At 39.1% G+C, this 18,398-nt stretch carries 14 protein-coding genes; 10 read left to right on the top strand and 4 right to left on the bottom strand.

Annotation, left to right across the window (positions count from 1 at the left end; translation table 11 throughout):
* Positions 1-26: 26 nt before the first annotated feature.
* The gene (locus ACMVDV_RS16790; RefSeq protein WP_416158869.1) at positions 27-857 is read right to left on the bottom strand and encodes a hypothetical protein; all 831 of its coding nucleotides are present in this window, start codon (positions 855-857) and stop codon (positions 27-29) included.
* Positions 858-1,301: 444 nt separating this feature from the next.
* On the opposite strand from ACMVDV_RS16790, the gene ACMVDV_RS16785 reads away from it, so the two are divergent.
* The 3 genes from ACMVDV_RS16785 to ACMVDV_RS16775 are packed head-to-tail and all read left to right on the top strand — an operon-like array spanning position 1,302 to position 9,310.
* Positions 1,302-8,300: an IPT/TIG domain-containing protein gene (locus ACMVDV_RS16785; RefSeq protein ID WP_416158868.1), complete on the top strand. Its 6,999-nt coding sequence runs from the start codon at positions 1,302-1,304 to the stop codon at positions 8,298-8,300.
* A gap of 3 nt (positions 8,301-8,303) precedes the next feature.
* The gene (locus tag ACMVDV_RS16780) at positions 8,304-8,939 is read left to right on the top strand and encodes a hypothetical protein (protein ID WP_416158867.1); all 636 of its coding nucleotides are present in this window, start codon (positions 8,304-8,306) and stop codon (positions 8,937-8,939) included.
* 14 nt (positions 8,940-8,953) lie between these two features.
* On the top strand, positions 8,954-9,310 hold the full coding sequence (locus ACMVDV_RS16775; protein ID WP_416158866.1) for an RHS repeat domain-containing protein: 357 nt from the start codon (positions 8,954-8,956) through the stop codon (positions 9,308-9,310).
* 131 nt (positions 9,311-9,441) lie between these two features.
* Here ACMVDV_RS16775 and ACMVDV_RS16770 read toward each other — a convergent pair whose 3' ends face one another.
* Both ACMVDV_RS16770 and ACMVDV_RS16765 read right to left on the bottom strand, forming a co-directional pair.
* On the bottom strand, positions 9,442-9,732 hold the full coding sequence (locus tag ACMVDV_RS16770; protein ID WP_416158865.1) for a hypothetical protein: 291 nt from the start codon (positions 9,730-9,732) through the stop codon (positions 9,442-9,444).
* A gap of 232 nt (positions 9,733-9,964) precedes the next feature.
* Positions 9,965-10,369 carry a hypothetical protein gene (locus ACMVDV_RS16765; RefSeq protein WP_416158864.1) on the bottom strand — a complete coding sequence of 135 codons (405 nt, stop codon included), beginning with the start codon at positions 10,367-10,369 and terminating at the stop codon, positions 9,965-9,967.
* Between the two features lie 158 nt (positions 10,370-10,527).
* Between ACMVDV_RS16765 and ACMVDV_RS16760 the strand changes: the two genes are divergently transcribed.
* The 6 genes from ACMVDV_RS16760 (at position 10,528) to ACMVDV_RS16735 (ending at position 16,674) form a co-directional block, all read left to right on the top strand.
* A complete protein-coding gene (locus tag ACMVDV_RS16760; protein WP_416158863.1) occupies positions 10,528-10,950 on the top strand; it encodes a helix-turn-helix transcriptional regulator in 423 nt (140 codons plus the stop codon).
* A 278-nt stretch (positions 10,951-11,228) separates the two neighbouring features.
* Positions 11,229-11,849 (top strand): guanylate kinase, encoded by a 621-nt coding sequence (gmk, locus tag ACMVDV_RS16755; protein WP_416158862.1) that lies wholly within the window; start codon positions 11,229-11,231, stop codon positions 11,847-11,849.
* Positions 11,850-11,967: 118 nt separating this feature from the next.
* Positions 11,968-12,243: a DNA-directed RNA polymerase subunit omega gene (gene rpoZ / locus ACMVDV_RS16750; RefSeq protein WP_304180191.1), complete on the top strand. Its 276-nt coding sequence runs from the start codon at positions 11,968-11,970 to the stop codon at positions 12,241-12,243.
* Between the two features lie 128 nt (positions 12,244-12,371).
* Entirely contained in the window at positions 12,372-14,477 is a 2,106-nt protein-coding gene (gene spoT / locus ACMVDV_RS16745; protein ID WP_416158861.1) for a bifunctional GTP diphosphokinase/guanosine-3',5'-bis pyrophosphate 3'-pyrophosphohydrolase, read from the top strand.
* 12 nt (positions 14,478-14,489) lie between these two features.
* Positions 14,490-14,882, top strand: a complete 393-nt coding sequence (locus ACMVDV_RS16740; RefSeq protein WP_416158860.1) for a RidA family protein — start codon at positions 14,490-14,492, stop codon at positions 14,880-14,882.
* Positions 14,883-15,069: 187 nt separating this feature from the next.
* A complete protein-coding gene (locus tag ACMVDV_RS16735) occupies positions 15,070-16,674 on the top strand; it encodes a DUF342 domain-containing protein (RefSeq protein WP_416158859.1) in 1,605 nt (534 codons plus the stop codon).
* 50 nt (positions 16,675-16,724) lie between these two features.
* On the opposite strand, the gene asnA is transcribed toward ACMVDV_RS16735, so the two are convergent.
* Entirely contained in the window at positions 16,725-17,720 is a 996-nt protein-coding gene (gene asnA, locus ACMVDV_RS16730) for an aspartate--ammonia ligase (RefSeq protein WP_416158858.1), read from the bottom strand.
* 198 nt (positions 17,721-17,918) lie between these two features.
* Between asnA and asnC the strand changes: the two genes are divergently transcribed.
* A complete protein-coding gene (gene asnC, locus ACMVDV_RS16725) occupies positions 17,919-18,377 on the top strand; it encodes a transcriptional regulator AsnC (RefSeq protein WP_304180180.1) in 459 nt (152 codons plus the stop codon).
* Positions 18,378-18,398 lie beyond the last annotated feature (21 nt).

Below are 18,398 nucleotides of genomic sequence, written 5' to 3'. Positions count from 1 at the left end.
TCAGTGTAACTATCATTAATATCCAACTAATGTTTATGTAAATAAGCATCGCCAAACAAAAATTTACCGAAGGTTTCATCGTCTGGATCATTAAGTATAGTTAACCAATAACCTTTTGGAGATTCCAATGTTTCTATTTTCAGCATCATGACGCCAATCCAAGCTTCATTGTTGGCATTTATCAAGATCTTATAAGTAACTGCTGCATTCCCGTCCAAATACAATCCCGAGGCTTCAAACTTCCCAATGTATGTTATCGTAGGGGCTTCAATCCTAGAAGTATCTATATCAGCTGTAATGTGTATCTTCTCTTCCTCAACTTTAATTTCAACATTTTTAAAATCATAGTTATATAATGGTAATTGAAAGTCGTCTCCTACTTTAGACATAGATAGTGAAATATCAGTACCTTCACCGAAATACATACGACCTTTTTCACTGTTGAGGGTAGTGTTATAGTTTAATAAGTAATATGAAAGGCAGAGCAAAGTTAATAAACAGGTCGCTAAGAAAATAATAATCTTAGTTCTTTTTCCAGCTCCAAAAGGGCTTTTTGTTTGTTCAATCACATTTGTTGAACTTTCAAAAGCATTTTCACTATCTTCAGCTAAGCTAGTTACGTCCTTGTTTTCGTGCCAATCTAAAATTTGTAGTTCAGATACTTCCAAAAATTCAGCCAATTTTTTTACATAGATAGGTTTTATTTTTTGAGTTGATTTTACATTTCTTAGCAGGCTTGAATAGCTAACAAAAAAGTATGTTTTAGACTCTGCGGTTATATTAATATTTTTTTCGTTGCATTTTGCTAAAACTCTCATCCATAACTCTGTAACGCTCTCCAAATTTTCTTTACTCATAAGTTCTCCTACAACTTTAAATATGAGAATACTTTTAGGATGTTCTGATGTCTACTTTTCTCAAAACTTACTTTATGGCAAAGTGCAATTCTTGCATTTCCTCCAATTCTTCCACTTCAATCAAAAATACAAAATAACAATATTTATTAATAACTTATAGTTTGACAATGTAACTCAATTGATCATATTTTATAACTCAAGTGATCATATTGTAAGCTTGATGATATGTTTTAGGTTGTGTCAATCAAGCTGAAAATAATCGTTATAGTAATAATTAATAAATACGGATTTGTGCCTGTGAAAAACTTATTGAAGATTATGTTATCTTTTTTGTTTTACTCTATAGTTTCAATGCTTTCGAGTAGTGCATATGCAACTTTAGTAATTTCTGATAACTCTCTATCTTTGCAGCTTGATAGGTGTAGCAGTCCAGAAGTTAGAGATATGGTTTCCGAAAGCATATTAAACTCAGGTGATGTATCTGTTTCTGAAACCACAGAGAATACAGCCCTCTTTAAGTTTAGATACCCTCGAAATGCGATACATGAAAATCTAGCAGCCCAATTCATATTATATAACTCGAAACAAAGTGAAGTTACTCGTTCCGCTACAAAAACCCTTAAAGGTTCGACTGCTGGCTTTATATCGGAGCCAGTTGGAAACATTGACGAAGATAAATACTATGTCTTTATTGCAGTCGTTTTAAATACTGATAAAAAGAAGTATTGTACACTTGAGAGCGAAACAGTAACTATTACGAATGAGCTAACTAACTCAAGCCCTTCTTTAATACGATCTGATGTTACTCCTTCTAATATTAGAGTAAATGAAAGTGTAACGTTTCAATCGATCTGGCAAGATCCTGATTCAAGTTATATTACTGATGTGACAGCACGCTACCGCCTGATAGGAACATCTGGTTGGTCACAAGAAATACTCAATGCGATCAGTGGTGATGTTCGCACTGGATATACCTTCAACCTCGCTGTTGTTATGACACAAGTTGGAAACTATGAAGTTGAATTTCGAGCATCCGATAGCAATGGCAATATCACAGCTTTCCAAGGTCGCCGTACTTTCACGGTAACAGAAGACAATACACCTAGTGTCTCTGACTTCTCACCTAAACAAATAGCAGTAGGATCAACACAAACAGTCGCTATCTCAGGGCAAAACTTACCATCGACTATCGTTGCTAACATCCACGGCTCAGACTCGTGCGCGAGACTGTCAGTTAGCTCAATCCAAGCAACTTTCTTTTGTTCACCGACGATGGCTGGTGAACAACGCTTTTATGTTAAAGCACAATCGGGAGATACAGACTTTATAGCTGGATCTGAAAACTGGACGATAACGGTCACTGAAGATAATAATGCTGCTCCGACACTTAATTCTAGCCAAGCAACTCCCGAGTCTTTGGCTCTAAATGAAAGTGTAACGTTTCAATCGATCTGGCAAGATCCTGATTCAAATTATATTACTGATGTAACAGTACGCTACCGCCTGATAGGTACATCTAGTTGGTCACAACAAGTACTTGATGCAATCAGTGGTGATGTTCGCACTGGATATACTTTCAACCTCGCTGTTGTTATGACACAAGTTGGAAACTATGAGGTGGAATTTCGAGCATCCGATAGCAACAGCAATACCACGGCTTTTCAAGGTCGCCGTACTTTCACGGTAACAGAAGACAATACACCTAGTGTCTCTGACTTCTCGCCTAAACAAATAGCAGTAGGATCAACACAAACAGTCGTTATCTCAGGGCAAAACTTACCATCGACTATCGTTGCTAACATCCACGGCTCAGACTCGTGCGCGAGACTGTCAGTTAGCTCAACCCAAGCTAGTTTTTCCTGTAAGCCTACGGTGGCTGGTGAACAACGCTTTTATGTTAAAGCACAAGCAGGTGATACTGACTTTATTGCTGGATCTGAAAGCTGGACGATAACGGTCACAGAAGACAATACACCTAGCGTATCTGACTTCTCACCTAAACAAATAGCGGCAGGTTCAACACAAACAGTCGCTATCTCAGGGCAAAACTTACCATCGACTATCGTTGCTAACATCCACGGCTCAGACTCGTGCGCGAGACTGTCAGTTAGCTCAATCCAAGCAAGTTTTTCCTGTACGCCTACGGTGGCTGGTGAACAACGCTTTTATGTTAAAGCACAAGCTGGTGATACTGACTTTATAGCGGGATCTGAGAATTGGACAATTACGGTCACAGAAGACAATACACCTAACGTATCTGACTTCTCACCTAAACAAATAGCGGCAGGTTCAACACAAACAGTCGTTATCTCAGGGCAAAACTTACCATCAACAATCGTTGCCAATATTCACGGCTCAGACTCGTGTGCAAGGCAATCTGTAAGTTCAACTCAAGCAGCTTTCTCTTGTTCGCCTACGGTGGCTGGTGAACAACGCTTTTATGTTAAAGCACAATCGGGAGATGCAGACTTTATAGCTGGATCTGAGAATTGGTTTATTGAAATCCAAGAAACTCAAGGAGAAACGTCTACATTGACCGTTAATTCATCAGGTCAAGGTAAAGTATTCAGTTCTCCAACCAATGAGATTGATTGTGGAACTAAGTGTAGCTACCAGTATGAAAATAATAGCCAAGTCACGTTGGTTGCCAGTGCTGTTGAAGGTTGGGAGTTTAATTCATGGAATTATCAGCCGACTCAGGCAAATCAATGTACAACCGCCGCTTGTAGTTTAGTAATTAAAGAAGATTTAACGCTAACAGCAGTATTTGTTGAACAAGAAACACCAACTACAAATCCTCACCTGATTGACTTTACACCTAAACGCGCCCCAAAAGGGAGTAGCACAAGCTTTACATTAATTGGTGAAAACTTACCCGATCAACTCATTGCTAATATTCAAGGTACATTAGGGCATTGTACTGATATTAACGGTAACGATACTTCTGTTACATTATCCTGTACACCTGATGAACAGGGTTCTAAACGCTTTTATATTAAAGACAGTAATGACAGAAGCAAAGCGCTTGAAGGTTCAGAATACTGGCATGTCGAAGTCACTCCACCAGTAAAGAGCAATGCTCCGACTATATGGGTTGATGCTCTACCTAACTATGTAATATTAGATAAACAATTTACCTTAAATGTAAAAAGTGAAGATGTTGACGGCGATCTCGTCAGTATTCAAGCCGACTGGGAGGGGGACAATAATCTTGACCGCATAGTAAATATGAGTGACCCATACGGGCAAGATGTCGCATTTTTCTACACTCGCAGCAATAACGATGTAAGTGATTTAACAATTAAATTTATTGCCACTGACGTCAGTGGTAATGAGAGTGTCTTTACACACACCATTCCAGTCGTGGAACCTCAAGAAACTGAAGAAATAGTCTCCGGTTTTGAAGGCGCAGAAAAAGCGGTTTCTACTGATGGCGGGCAATGTGTTGCCAATCGTGTTGGCAATCCAATAATGCCAAGCAACGGTGCTAAAGTTGAACACAAGCAATTACTCGCTGTAAATGGCGTCACACCTGTTACCTTTGATATTAGCTACAACTCACTTATTCGTGGTCAAAGTGGTGTGGGTGTCGGTTGGGATTTTGCTAATGCCTACGCAGCGCAGGTAGCAGAAACGCCAAATGGTGACGTCACTATTCTGTGGTCTGATAACCAACAACATAAGTTCAGTCCTAAAGGGGATGGCACATATAACACTGAAAGCTTTGGTTGCCGTTTAGATAAACTAACAAAACTTGAAGATGGCACTTTCAAAGTCGAGCGCCGTAATCGTTTAACTTATATTTTCAATGAGTTTAACTTTTTAACTCGCATCGAAAATCACAAAGGCCAAGGTATTAACTTTGAGTTTGATGAGCAAAGTCGTCTTAAAAAAGCATATGAACCTGTTAGCAATGTTGGCATTACATACAGCTATAACAGCGATGGATTTTTAGTTGAGGCCTCTACCAATTCTGGTAGGTCAGTTCGTTTAAGTTATGAAAACGAGCAATTAACCCAAATTATTCATGCTGATGGTACGGTTGAAGAGTTCACCTATAATGATCTTGACCAAATCGTAAACCATTTCCTCAATTCTGTTTTGGTTAGTACGACTAAATACGACAATAAAGGCCGTGCAACTGAGCAAGAAGATTCGCGTGATGACAATTTACCGCTTCGCCTCTCTTATCAAGAAACTGATGAACACGTCATTACCATTATTACGGATAGAAACGGCGCGCTCACACAGAAAACCTTTGATAAAAACTACCAGCTTGTAAAAGAAATAAATGCACTATCGCATGAGCAAGGCTTTGTATACAACGATGATGGTAAGCCAACGCTCATTACTAATGGACGTGGTTATTCCACCAGCATGGCTTACACCGAATTTGGTGATATAACTGAGTTAGCAACACCTGATGGTGCGATTGATAAGAAAGAATACGACTCTAACCGCAATACTATTAAACACACTAATGCGATTGGAGAAGAAACCCTTTACAACTACGTAACTAGCACTAATAACGTTGAAACTATCACTAATGCACTTGGGTTAATTACTTCATTTACTTATAACGAACATAATCAGCCATTAAGCGTAACCACGCCTGAAGGCAGAACCACTTACTATGGTTATAGCAATGGCTTATTAATCAGCGAAACGAATCCTGAAGGATACACTCGCCATATTTATCATGATTCTGATGGTTTTGTTGAGTCTGAAACTGATTTTCAAGGTAATACTACCAGCTATGAACGTGATGGCTTAGGCCGAGTAACTAGAAAGGTTGATCCACTCGGATTATTTGAAACATGGGTTTATGATGCCAGAGGCAATGTTATCGAGTATTGCGATAAACGTTGTAATAGCGGTACATCTAGCACCGCTGCTCAAACGCTGTACAACTATAATGGTCAAGGCGACCTTATAGAAAAGCGTACCATCAGTCTTAGTCAAAACGCTCAGGATATAGTTTATCAATACAAATATGACGGTGAGAGTCGTTTAATCGAGAGTACCGATCCAAATAGCAATACCATCAAAATAAAGCGTGATGCGCTTGGTCGCGTTATCGAAACAACCGATGAATTAGGAAATATAGTTAAAGCCGAATTTGATGAAAACGGCAACTTAATTAAATCCAGCGATGCTAGTGGCAATATCAGTAAAGCAACGTTTGATGAAATGGATCGCACGAAGCAAACGGAAGATGCCGCAGGTAACAAACAATCTTTCGTATATAACTTACTCGGGCAGATCACCAAAACGACTAATGCCTTATCGCAAGTTTGGAACAACTCATACGACAGGCTCTCACGCTTAATCAGCATTACTCACCCAAGCAGTGATGATACGCCGCTTATTGCAAAACAAGGCTACGATGACGATAACAACGTTATCAGTGTTACCGCACCAGCTGATGATACGCGTACGCTTGCACTTAATAATAATGCTCAAGTAGAAACAGAAACTACAGCTGACGACATATCACTGCAATATTCATATAACGAAAATGGCTTAGTTAGCACTTTTATCAATGGCCGCAACCAACAAAGTAGCTATGAGTACGATATAGCTTCACGTCTAATCAGCGTAACCGACCCTATTTCGACTATTAACTATGGGTATGATCAAAATGCTAACCCAACGAGCATTACAGAAAATGATCTCACGATTACAAGAGCATATGATCCCTTAAATAGAGTCAGTTTATACAAGCAAAATGACAATAACTTCCGTGGTGTTAACTTTCTTCGAGATGCCGCAGGTAACTTAGAACAAATTGAGTATATTAATGACAATGGGAATCAAAACCTCCCTATCAAATACACATATAACGAACTCAATTTAGTTACTTCTGTTTCTGCATTAAATCAGGATGCTATCGCTGCTGAGTATGAGTATGACGCTAACCAAAATGTTACAAAAGTTATTCGTGGAAATGGCACTGTTTTAGTTAACACCTACAACGAGCTAAATAGACCAACCAGTAGCATTGATACAGCACCAGACGGCAGCATAATACTTGAACAGTATTACACGTATAATGCTATTGGTCAGCTTACCAAAGAAGACGTCACACCTGAATTCGCACCACCAGCTGAGCTGATAGCTGAACAGGTTATGACTTACAATGTTGATAATCGCATTGCCAGTAAAAACTCAAAAACTTTTGACTTTGACCTCGATGGCAATACACTAAATGTAGGTGATATGGCATTAGACTTTAATGCCCGAAATCAGTTGGCTAGTGCTGGCAATCACCAATACACTTACAATGCTGAAGGTATGCGCGATACGCAAACCTATTCAGGTGAAAGTGGTAACACAACTGTTCGTTATTCATTACTTCCTGACTACCTAGGTCTACCGCAAATTGCGTGGCAAGAGGTAACGAACCCTGATGAATCTATAGATCAACACTTCTTTATCTATAGTCCTTATGGTTTAGTTTCACAACGAAGTCACAAAGCAAATCAAACCGCACAGGAATATTATTTTCACTACGATTATCGCGGTTCTGTAGTCGCTATTAGTGATCAAGATGCGAAGGTAGTAGCTCGTTATAGCTATACGCCATTTGGCACACGCTATGATGCACCAGAGTTTGCAGAGCTAAACCAAGCGATTACAACACCATTTGGTTACAACGGCCAAGATGGCGTTATCACAGACAATAACGGGCTTATCTATATGCGTGCCCGTTATTACTCACCTGAGTTGCGCCGCTTTGTTAGCAAAGATCCTATTCGTGGTGATATTAGTGATCTAGGTTCGCTAAACCGTTATGCTTATGTAGGTGGCGACCCGGTTAACTCGGTTGATCCGAGTGGGTTAACCCCAACAACTGGGGCTGGTTCTCTTTACACTGTCGGCAGCGATAGTGATTTAGACCTACCTAATAGCGTCACCAGAACATCAATAATTGGATCTTATTTAATTAGTGATGAAGAAGTAGAACAAACTATAAATTACGCATGCTCTCAGTCAAATTCACAATGCATAAAGGCTAAAGTAAGTTACGCATTGTTTGAAGGAGCGATTGGCACATTAGAGTATGTTTGTACTGGTGGAGGAATTGGAAAAGGAGCTTTACAAGGCTTTTTAAAACAATCACCTAAAATAACTATTAGCAGAAGCCGATTTCCAGAATCAGCCAAGCATATAGAAGATGCTATTGCGGCTGGAAAACCAAATACTCTTACAGTAGGGCGTGCGAACGCAAAAAATAATCGGAAAGACTCTTTAAGTGGCTACGATACAAAATCTGGTTATGACCGTGATGAATTCCCTCCTGCTATGTTTCAGGAGGGCGGAAAAGGGGCATCAGTCCGATATATAAATCCAAGTGATAATCGGGGGGCTGGCGCGTGTATAGGTGCGCAATGCAGAATTTTTCCTGATGGAACCAAGATTAAAATTAAGGTTGTAGATTAATTTATGAAAAATATGAATCAATTGTTATCAAATGCTAGTAAATCACTAAACCATAGTAAACCTAGTTTACCTGCGGAAGTTGAAGATATAGCTGGCTCTCTCAAAAGCGAATTACTTGATATGTTAAGTCAACGTAATGGATTTTATGCGCTTGAGAATGCACTGCATGTATATCCCTCTCAATCTACAGCATACGAAATAGGTCTCAGAGAATGGAATGAAAATGCTCTATGGAGAGACTCTTATAAAGACTTAATTACAGACTGTCTATTTTTCGCAGAAGATATCTTTGGAGGTCAATTTTGTATAAAGAAAAACAAAATATATAGTTTTGATCCAGAAACTGCAGATTTAGAGTACGTTTCGGATAGTATTGACGGTTGGGCAAGGGAAATAGTAAATAATTACAATTTTCTTACAGGTTACCCTTTAGCACGTCAGTGGCAAGAAATTAATGGTTCTATTCCCCCTAAAAGTCGTCTTTTACCAAAAATTCCGTTTATTGCAGGGGGCGAGTTTAAGCTTGAGAATTTATATTTAGCTGACTCTATAGAGGGGATGAAATTTAGAGCTGAAATTGCTATTCAAGTAAAAAATTTACCCGAAGGAACTCAAATCACTTTTGATATTACCGACTAATAAGGGAACCCAAAATGCTTAAAGTTATTTTAGTCTTACTTTTTTTCTATTGCTTTTCTGCTTTTGCTGTCGATTACAAATACGACAGTACCAAGCGCATTACAGAGGCCACCTATAAAGACGGCACTGTGGTTAGTTATGCCTATGATCAAAATGGCAACTTACTTAGTATGACGCCTTCTGAAAGCCCATCTGACGGAGGTGATTCTGATGGTGGCACTGATGGTGATAACACTGATAATCAGATTCCTGACACAGCTGAACCAGCGAAGAAAGAGTCAGGAGGTGGAACTTTTGGCTGGTTAACCTTGCTATTAGCTACTGGTATTATTGCTTTACGATCAGGATTTAAAACTAAGCTTAAAAGTTAGTATTTGAGCAAGGCTTTCAACATTTTACTCTTGCTGGCATGATTGAACTTGGTGCTAGCACTATCTCACTTGTACTTTCTTATTACGCAGTACAAAATGAAAAAGCGACTTCTTTAATGAAGTCGCTTTTTTTATTTTTGTAGCAAACCTGACAAGTACTCTAGCATTTCATCTGATTTGACTTTTTCACTAGCTTTGTAGGACTTTATCTTTTTGTAAGTAATCGCATAATTTTCAGCCTTATGCTTTAACTTACACTCTTTGTAATATCTTAATATAAAGTCTCTTATTTCATATGCTTCACTTCGATTTATGTAAAGCCTATCTAACTTTACTGCTGGTGTATCATTACCTACTCGCGTCCATGATAGTCCCGTGGTATTTTCTTCTAGCCATTTCGTTACTAATTTTTCATTTGTCATGCTTAATTCTCGTATAGGTTAAAAAAGCCTGACTTTAACTGCTTAATAATAATGCCAAGCGCTAAAGATAGTTATGGGGTTTAACCTGCTCATTTAAAGGACGATTTAAATTTATTTTTTAACCAAGTACATTAACTATGAGACTATACTTTTGATGAAGTCATTTATTAATTTTTCTGAGTTATCAAGTTTTATCTTCCACTTCAAACTTGCAAAAAAAAATCAAAAATATTTATATTTCTCTTCCTGTATCTCTATCGCGAGAAGTAGAGTTTTTAGCCCGACTTTCAATCATCTCTCTTTTTCTGTTTTCAATAATCGATTCTTTAATATCTTTATTGTTTTGTTGCTGCTCAGATTCTAATAATTGAAGCTCATCAATAGATAATGTTTTTTGGTCTGACAGACTCATTAACTCTTCTCGTGAAAATGAGCTAATAGCTTTATCAAGTGTATTTTGAGTAATATCCATCGCACTTTGAAGTTCATCTTTATCGCCTAAACAATTCTCCCACCCTTCTTGATCATAATAATGAAAGCTTACCTCAATATTTTGCCAAGCCTTAAAAGCCACTTGATAGGCTTTTGTTTTTTCTTCAAGAGAATCATCTTTCGGATGATAAAAATGGGCGCTCAAAACAATAATCCATTAATGTAACTTGATACTAATATTGTGCCTGTTCGCTTAAAAATGCAATAGCCACAATATTGTTTTGATTTTCATATGAAAAACTATTAACTTAAAGTTAAACAATCGATGTTTAACCTGCTATCAAAAGGATTGGAACATAAGTAATGCAGCAACCATTTAATCAACAAATATGTGATATGGCTGATTCTATGGGCATTTCTTTGTACAGTCGATTTTCTCAAACAGAAGCTTCTCTCTTCCTTCATTGCACATTAGATATATTAACAGACCTTCAAAAACAGCATAAAATTGAATACATACAAATAGCGAAAGATACCTCTGAATTCTTTGGTTTTCAGCTTTTAGAGTATCTAGCACAACAAATACAACCAGCCAATGAAGCAAAAGACATAAACACTCCTGATAAAATTATTGATATAAAAGAAGTACAAAAACTAACGAATTTATCACGTACATCTATATGGCGACTGGAACGATCTGGGAGATTTTGCGCTAGAGTCCAACTCACAGCAAGTCGAGTCGGTTGGCGCTATAATGAAGTTCAGAAATGGATAAAAAGCTGTTAGAATAGATGAGTTAAAAGTCGAGTGAATTGGTAGCAAGTCAACTTTGAGTAAGTGGTGACAGAAATGGTGACAGATGTACATTTCTAAAAGAAAAAATCACCCTAACATACTATATTTTAAATAGTTATTCATCGCATTACTTAAGCAGATCCAGAACATAGAGTGATCAATAACTCGCTCAACTTGAGCAAAATCACTTAAATAAAGTACAATACGAATATTAAAGGCTTGAGTTACTTGTAACTCAAGCCTATTTATTTTAAGTAGAGAACAAAGTCATGACGCAAACTCGCGGAAACTTATTTATATTATCAGCGCCTTCAGGTGCAGGTAAGTCAAGTCTAATTAGTGCTTTATTAGCAAAGTACAGTGATATGAAAGTATCGGTTTCACACACTACTCGCTCGCCTCGTCCTGGTGAAGAGCATGGCGTGCATTATCACTTTGTAACGGTTGATGAGTTTAAGGCTTTAATTGCCAAAGATGATTTTTTTGAATGGGCGCAAGTGTTCGATAATTACTACGGTACATCAAAGCAAGCAATTGAAGATCAGCTTGCAGCTGGTATTGATGTATTTTTAGATATTGATTGGCAAGGTGCACGCCAAGTCCGCGAATTAGTGGCCGATGTTGAGACTATTTTTATTCTACCACCTTCAAAAGCAGAACTTGAATCACGTTTAAATAATCGCGGTCAAGACTCACAAGAAGTCATTGCTGGTCGCATGGCGAAAGCCCAATCTGAAACGTCTCATTACAATGAATATGACTATGTCGTGGTTAACGATGATTTTGTAACTGCGCTAAATGAAATTGAGACGATCGTATTAGCAAAACGCTTATCGCTACAAAGCCAAGCTATTCGCCATCAAGATTTACTCGTAGACTTACTGCGTTAAATCCTAATTTAGGTTCAGTAAGTATTTTATTTGTTTAAATTAACCACAAGCTATTGGCGAATCTGACTGCGTGCAGTAAACTACGTCTTTGCTTAAAAATTTATTTGGAGTGCTGAAGATGGCTCGCGTAACTGTTGAAGATGCAGTAGATGCAATTGGTAATCGTTTTGACTTAATTTTAGTTGCGGCTCGTCGTGCCCGCCAAATCGCGGTTGGTGGTAAAAAACCATTAGTTGACCCTGAAAACGATAAACCAACGGTTATTGCTTTACGTGAAATTGAACTTGGTTTAGTAGATAGCTCATCGATGGATCTTATCGATCGTGAAGAGCAACAACACCAAGAAGCAGCTGAAATGGCTGCGGTTGCAGCAATTGTAGGCGGCAACCAATAATCTGACTTTCTGGTCTGATTTAGCCAACGGCGTAGTATTTCTACGCTAGCCGTTGGCAATCCCTTCTTTTCATCGTATATTCTTAACATACCGTTATCTATTTGCTTCACGAGAACATTGGAGTGTGAATGTATCTTTTTGAAGGTCTAAAAAAGAAAATCTCAGAATACTTGCCTGCTGCTGATGTAGAGCTGGTACAAAAAGCTTACGTGGTAGCCCGAGAGGCCCATGAAGGTCAAACTCGCTCAAGCGGCGAACCTTACATTACTCACCCTGTTGAAGTAAGCCAAATTTTGGCTGGCATGCATTTAGATCATGAAACGTTAATGGCTGCATTAATGCATGATGTGATCGAAGACACTGACTTTAGCCAACAAGATTTAGCCGAAATATTTGGCGATACCGTTGCCGAGTTGGTTGAAGGCGTTAGCAAACTGGATAAACTCAGCTTTAAAGATAAAAAAGAATTCCAAGCTGAAAACTACCGAAAAATGATTATGGCAATGACCCAAGATATTCGGGTTATTTTGATCAAGTTAGCCGATCGTACACATAATATGCGCACGCTGGGTGCATTACGCCCTGATAAACGACGTCGCATAGCACGTGAAACATTAGAGATTTATGCACCCATTGCTAATCGCCTCGGTATTCACGATATCAAGAATGAACTAGAGGATTTAGGCTTTCAAGCTCTCTACCCGATGCGTCATCGCGCTTTAAAATCTGAAGTTGCTAAAGCACGGGGTAATCGCAAAGAAGTCATTTCTAATATCCAAACCGAAATAACAGCACGACTTGAAGAAGCTGGCATCAAAGCCACCGTTTCAGGGCGCGAAAAACACTTATATAGTATTTACAAAAAAATGCTCAATAAAGAGTTACTGTTTAATGAAGTAATGGACATTTACGCATTTAGAATTGCCGTTGATTCCATGGATACCTGCTATCGCGTATTAGGGGTTGCCCATAATTTATATAAGCCTATTGAAACGCGCTTTAAAGATTATATCGCAGTGCCGAAAACCAATGGCTATCAGTCGTTACATACCTCACTTGTTGGCCCACATGGCATTCCCGTTGAGATCCAAATTCGTACTCACGATATGGATCACATGGCAGATAAAGGGGTTGCTGCGCATTGGATGTATAAAAAAGCCGGTGATAGCGCAGGCCATACGGCACAACAACGTGCACGTCAATGGATGCAAAGCTTACTAGAGTTGCAACAAAGCGCGGGCTCATCATTTGAGTTTGTTGAAAACGTTAAAACAGAGCTATTCCCTGAAGAGATTTATGTGTTTACCCCTGATGGTCGCATAGTCGAGCTACCTATGGGTGCAACCGCCGTTGATTTTGCATACGCGGTCCATACCGATGTTGGTAATACCTGTGTGGGTGCACGCGTTAACCGTAAACCTCATCCGTTAAGTAAAGCACTCGATACCGGGCAAACCGTTGAAGTCATCACCAGCTCTGGCGCCCACCCAAATGCCACTTGGCTCAACTTTATTGTTACTGGCAAAGCCCGTTTAGGCATTCGTAACTACCTGAAAAGTCAGCATCATGAAGAAGCTTTACTACTTGGTCGTCGCTTACTCGACTCAGCCTTAGGTGAAACTAAATTCGATGACTTACCTGAGGAAAATATCAATCGCGTCTTAGCAGAACATGAGCTTAATACTGTATTAGAGTTATTGGTTGAAATTGGCTGCGGTAATTTAATGAGCATGTTGATCGCACGGCGCCTATTACAAAATGACAATGCTGATTTAGGCGATATGACTAAAAATGCTAAAGCGACCATTATTGGTACTGAAGGTATGCTAGTTAACTATTCTAAATGTTGTCGACCAGTGCCAGGGGATGCTATCACCGCACACATCAGCCAAGGTAAAGGCATCACCGTACACCGCCAAGAATGTAAAAATATTCGCGGCTGGGAAACTGAACGCTCTAAGTACTTGGTTGTAAAATGGGATGATAATCCTGAAAAAGAATATATTGCAGCACTGCGTGTGGAAATCATCAATCACCAAGGCGCGCTCGCAAAACTAACCAATGTAATTGCTACAACCCAAGCAAACATTGTGGAAATTGCCACAGATGAAAAAGAAAGTAATTTATACGTGATAGATTTAGGGATCACCGTGAAAAACCGTGTCCATGTTGCTAATATCATGCGCCGCATTCGTGTTATGCCTGATGTGCAAAAAGTCTATCGTAAAAAATAACAAAGGAAAATCATGAATAAAGCATTTATTTCTACCGATCAAGCACCTGCGGCAATCGGTACTTATAGTCAAGCAGTTAAAGTTGGCACAGCCGTTTACTTATCAGGTCAAATCCCTTTAGTACCGGCAACGATGGCAGTGATCTCTGAAGATTTCGCAGAGCAAACACATCAAGTATTTAAAAATATTAGTGCGGTATGTGAAGAAGCCGGTGGCAACATCCAAGATTTGGTAAAAGTTAATATCTATTTAACTGACTTATCTAATTTTGCCACTGTAAATGAAGTAATGAGCCAATATTTCAAAGCACCTTACCCTGCCCGAGCAGCAATTGGTGTACGTGCACTACCAAAAAACGTGCAAGTTGAAATTGATGGAATTATGGAGTTACCTTCAACAAATTAAGTTCATTATACCCAAATCAAACCTAGCGGTGATTTGGGTATAGCTATACATCTAAGAATAAAGACTTAGGTTAATTACTCTATCTCAGTCTCATCTTCGATTTTCTTGACACTTATCCAAATCTCTAGCACTCTATCCTTATATAATTATAAAAACCTTTAACTTAAATGTTGCAAAAGGATAATCCGTGTTTAAGCTTGCTCATAACGGTAATGTATTACTCGATGTTATAGAACATTCGCCACCAAGTGCTGCCTTTATTATAGAAGCACTGAAAAAATCGACATTCTGTGAATGCCGGATAGATCATGACGCCATAAACGCTTTTTTTAAAGAGCCAAGCAATGAACGTAGTTTAGTGGTAGCAAGTAAGCATGATGCCACCCTAACAGTGACTATCAGTGATGATAAAATGTTAGCGACTGGTGAACTTACAACCGCGCAAGGTGGTAAAGTTTTAGCCCTTGATCAAGCTAAACAACAGCTGATCAAAGCAGGTGTTGCTAGAGGCTACAAACAAGCTTTTCTAGAGCAGCTTCTACAGCAGCAATTTGAATTACCCGCAGGCACATCGGTTAAAGGCATACTCGCGAAAGGTCGCTTACCTGAAAACGGAAAATCATCAATACTACTCTCTCAAGTACAAACGTTAAAAGAGCGTTTGCATACCCCGAAACTGCGCGAAGATGGTACTGTTGATATGCGCGATTTTGGCAAGTTAGCCAGTGTTGAACCCGGTACACTGTTAGTTCGACAGCAACCCGCAACTCCTGGTAAAGAAGGCTTTACCGTAAAAGGTGATGTACTGCCGGCAAAAGCGGGAGAAAGTAGCCCGTTAGTCGCTGGTGAAGGCAGCGAAATATCAAAAACCAATCCTCTAGAATTAATCTCAACCATTGCCGGCGTACCGGTAGAAATTAAAAATGGCATGCGCGTTGATGATATTTTTACTATTGGCGATGTCACAGTTAAAAGCGGCCATATTAATTTTGATGGCAGCGTGATTGTCACTCATAACATTGAGCCGGGCATGAAGGTCACCGCGAAAGGCGATATAACCGTTATGGGCACGGTCGAATCAGGTGAGTTAACAGCGCAAGGCGATATTACAATTAAACAAGGTGTAATTGGCCACCAGCTAGATGATAAAACGCTTTCATGCAAAATTATTAGTAGTGGTAATATTCATCTATCTCACGCGCAATATAGTTACCTAGCTGGTAATAATATTTTTATTGAACGCCAAGCAAGCCATTGTGCCATGAAAGCCACAGGGTTATTACAAATTGGCCAAACAGACAATCCGCAAGGTAAGTTATTTGGTGGCGAAGTCCTCGATGCGGGGATGATCATTGCGGGTGAAATTGGCAATGAGTCTGGTGCAAAAATGTTCATTAATATGGCAGCATCAGGGCAAGCCATAACGGCAGAAACAGATGAGTGTCTAAAAGAGCTCGCTAAAACTGACGAGCAACTCGATACTTTGCAAGCCACCATTGAAAAAGCAGACTTACTCAAGGATGCTGAAAAGAAAAAACTACTGTTAGCAAAAATAGGCGCCACTCAGAATCATTACTGTCAGCAAGCAGAGCAATTAGAAAAGCGCTTATCAAATTTGGAACAAAATTTATATGGCTTGCTGAATAATGCTAATTTAGCGGTCAATAAAAAATTGCATTCTGGGGTCGAAATTCATATTTTCGATAAAGTATTAAAAACTAATCGCAGCTATCCTCCTTGTAACGTAAAACTGCAAGAAGGCAAAATAGAGATTGAATTTAAAACCAGTTGATCACAAGCAGATAGAGACTAACAGCTGATAGTCTCTATTTCTGGTCTACGTTATAAAATACCAGCCATTTGCTGTTTTAACTCTGCAGGCCACACGCCAACTTGTACTTGGCCGATATGCGATTTTTGCAATAACAACATAGCCAAACGTGACTGACCAATACCACCGCCGATTGTTTGTGGCAACTCTTTAGCAAGCAATTGTTTGTGCCAATCAAACTCTAAACGCCCTTCATCACCAGTAATTGCTAGCTGGGCCACTAATGCCTCGGGCGATACACGAATACCCATTGACGATATTTCGAATGCATCTTCAAGCACTGGGTTCCATAATAAAATATCGCCATTTAAGCCACTGTACTGCTCGCAGGTTTGGGTTGACCAATCATCGTAGTCAGGCGCACGCACATCATGAATTTTTCCATCAGCCAATGCGCCACCAATGCCAATTAAAAACACCGCGCCATATTCTTGAGTAATTGCTTTTTCGCGCTGTTTGGCGGTAAAGTCAGGATACATTTGACGTAGTTGCTCACTGTGCACAAAGGTAATTTCAGCAGGTAAAAAAGGGCTGATCGCAAATTCATCAGCAACAAATTGCTCGGTTGCTTTTAAGCTCTGATACAAAGCGCGTACTGTTTCTTTTAACTTATCCAAAGAGCGCTCAGTGCTGGCACAAATTACTTTTTCCCAATCCCACTGATCAACATACACCGAGTGTATCGGGCTTAATGACTCTTCATCCGGACGCAGTGCTTTCATATGCGTATATAAACCTTCGCCAATAGCAAAGCCATGATCAGCTAATGTTTTTCGCTTCCATTTTGCCAATGAGTGAACTACTTCAAATTGGCTATCAGGAATGGTTTTAACATTTACCGCAACCGCATTTTCAGTGCCACTTAGGTTATCTTGAATACCATCGCCTACTTTAGCCAAAATAGGCGCTTGTACTTCAATTAACCCTAATTGCTGCTCTAATTGCTGTGAAAAATACTGTTTTACTTTACTAATTTGCTGCTGTTGCTGCATAAATTGTGAACTCATAATAATTGGCCTCATTCCCAGTTATTGTTACTTGCTAAAGGTGCATGATTGCGCTGCAGCAACCATGTCGTTAAAGCAATCCTCAACCATTTAGCACTTTAATTCAATAACCAATAACAAAAAGAGCTTTAACATATGAATTTGATTAATTTAATGGTATAAAAAACAAAGATTCAACAATTAAAGTACTTTATTTATATGGAAAATTATCAAATCGATAATCTCGATAAACAGATCCTGCACGCCTTAATGGATAATGCCCGTACTGCCTACGCAGAATTAGCCAAACGTTTTGCAGTAAGTGCTGGCACTATTCATGTTCGAGTGGAAAAAATGAAACAAGCGGGGATTATTACCGGCACCCAAGTAAGCATTAATGCCAAACAACTGGGCTATGACGTCTGCTGTTTTATTGGCATAAACCTTAATAATGCCCGTGACTACCCACAAACCTTATTGCATTTAAAGGAGCTTGAAGAAGTGGTTGAGGCTTATTACACGACAGGTAACTATAGTATTTTTATTAAGGTAATGACGCGTTCAATTGATCATTTACAAGATGTACTGATCAATAAAATTCAAGCAATCGAAGCAATACAATCAACCGAAACGCTAATATCGCTGCAAAACCCAATTAGCCGCTCGGTAATGCCTTAGCTCACTAATTCCCGTATAATA

The sequence above is a fragment of the Pseudoalteromonas sp. ASV78 genome (genome assembly GCF_047806705.1).
Lineage (GTDB): Bacteria > Pseudomonadota > Gammaproteobacteria > Enterobacterales > Alteromonadaceae > Pseudoalteromonas > Pseudoalteromonas prydzensis_A.
This window is presented reverse-complemented; position numbering and strand designations above follow the sequence as displayed.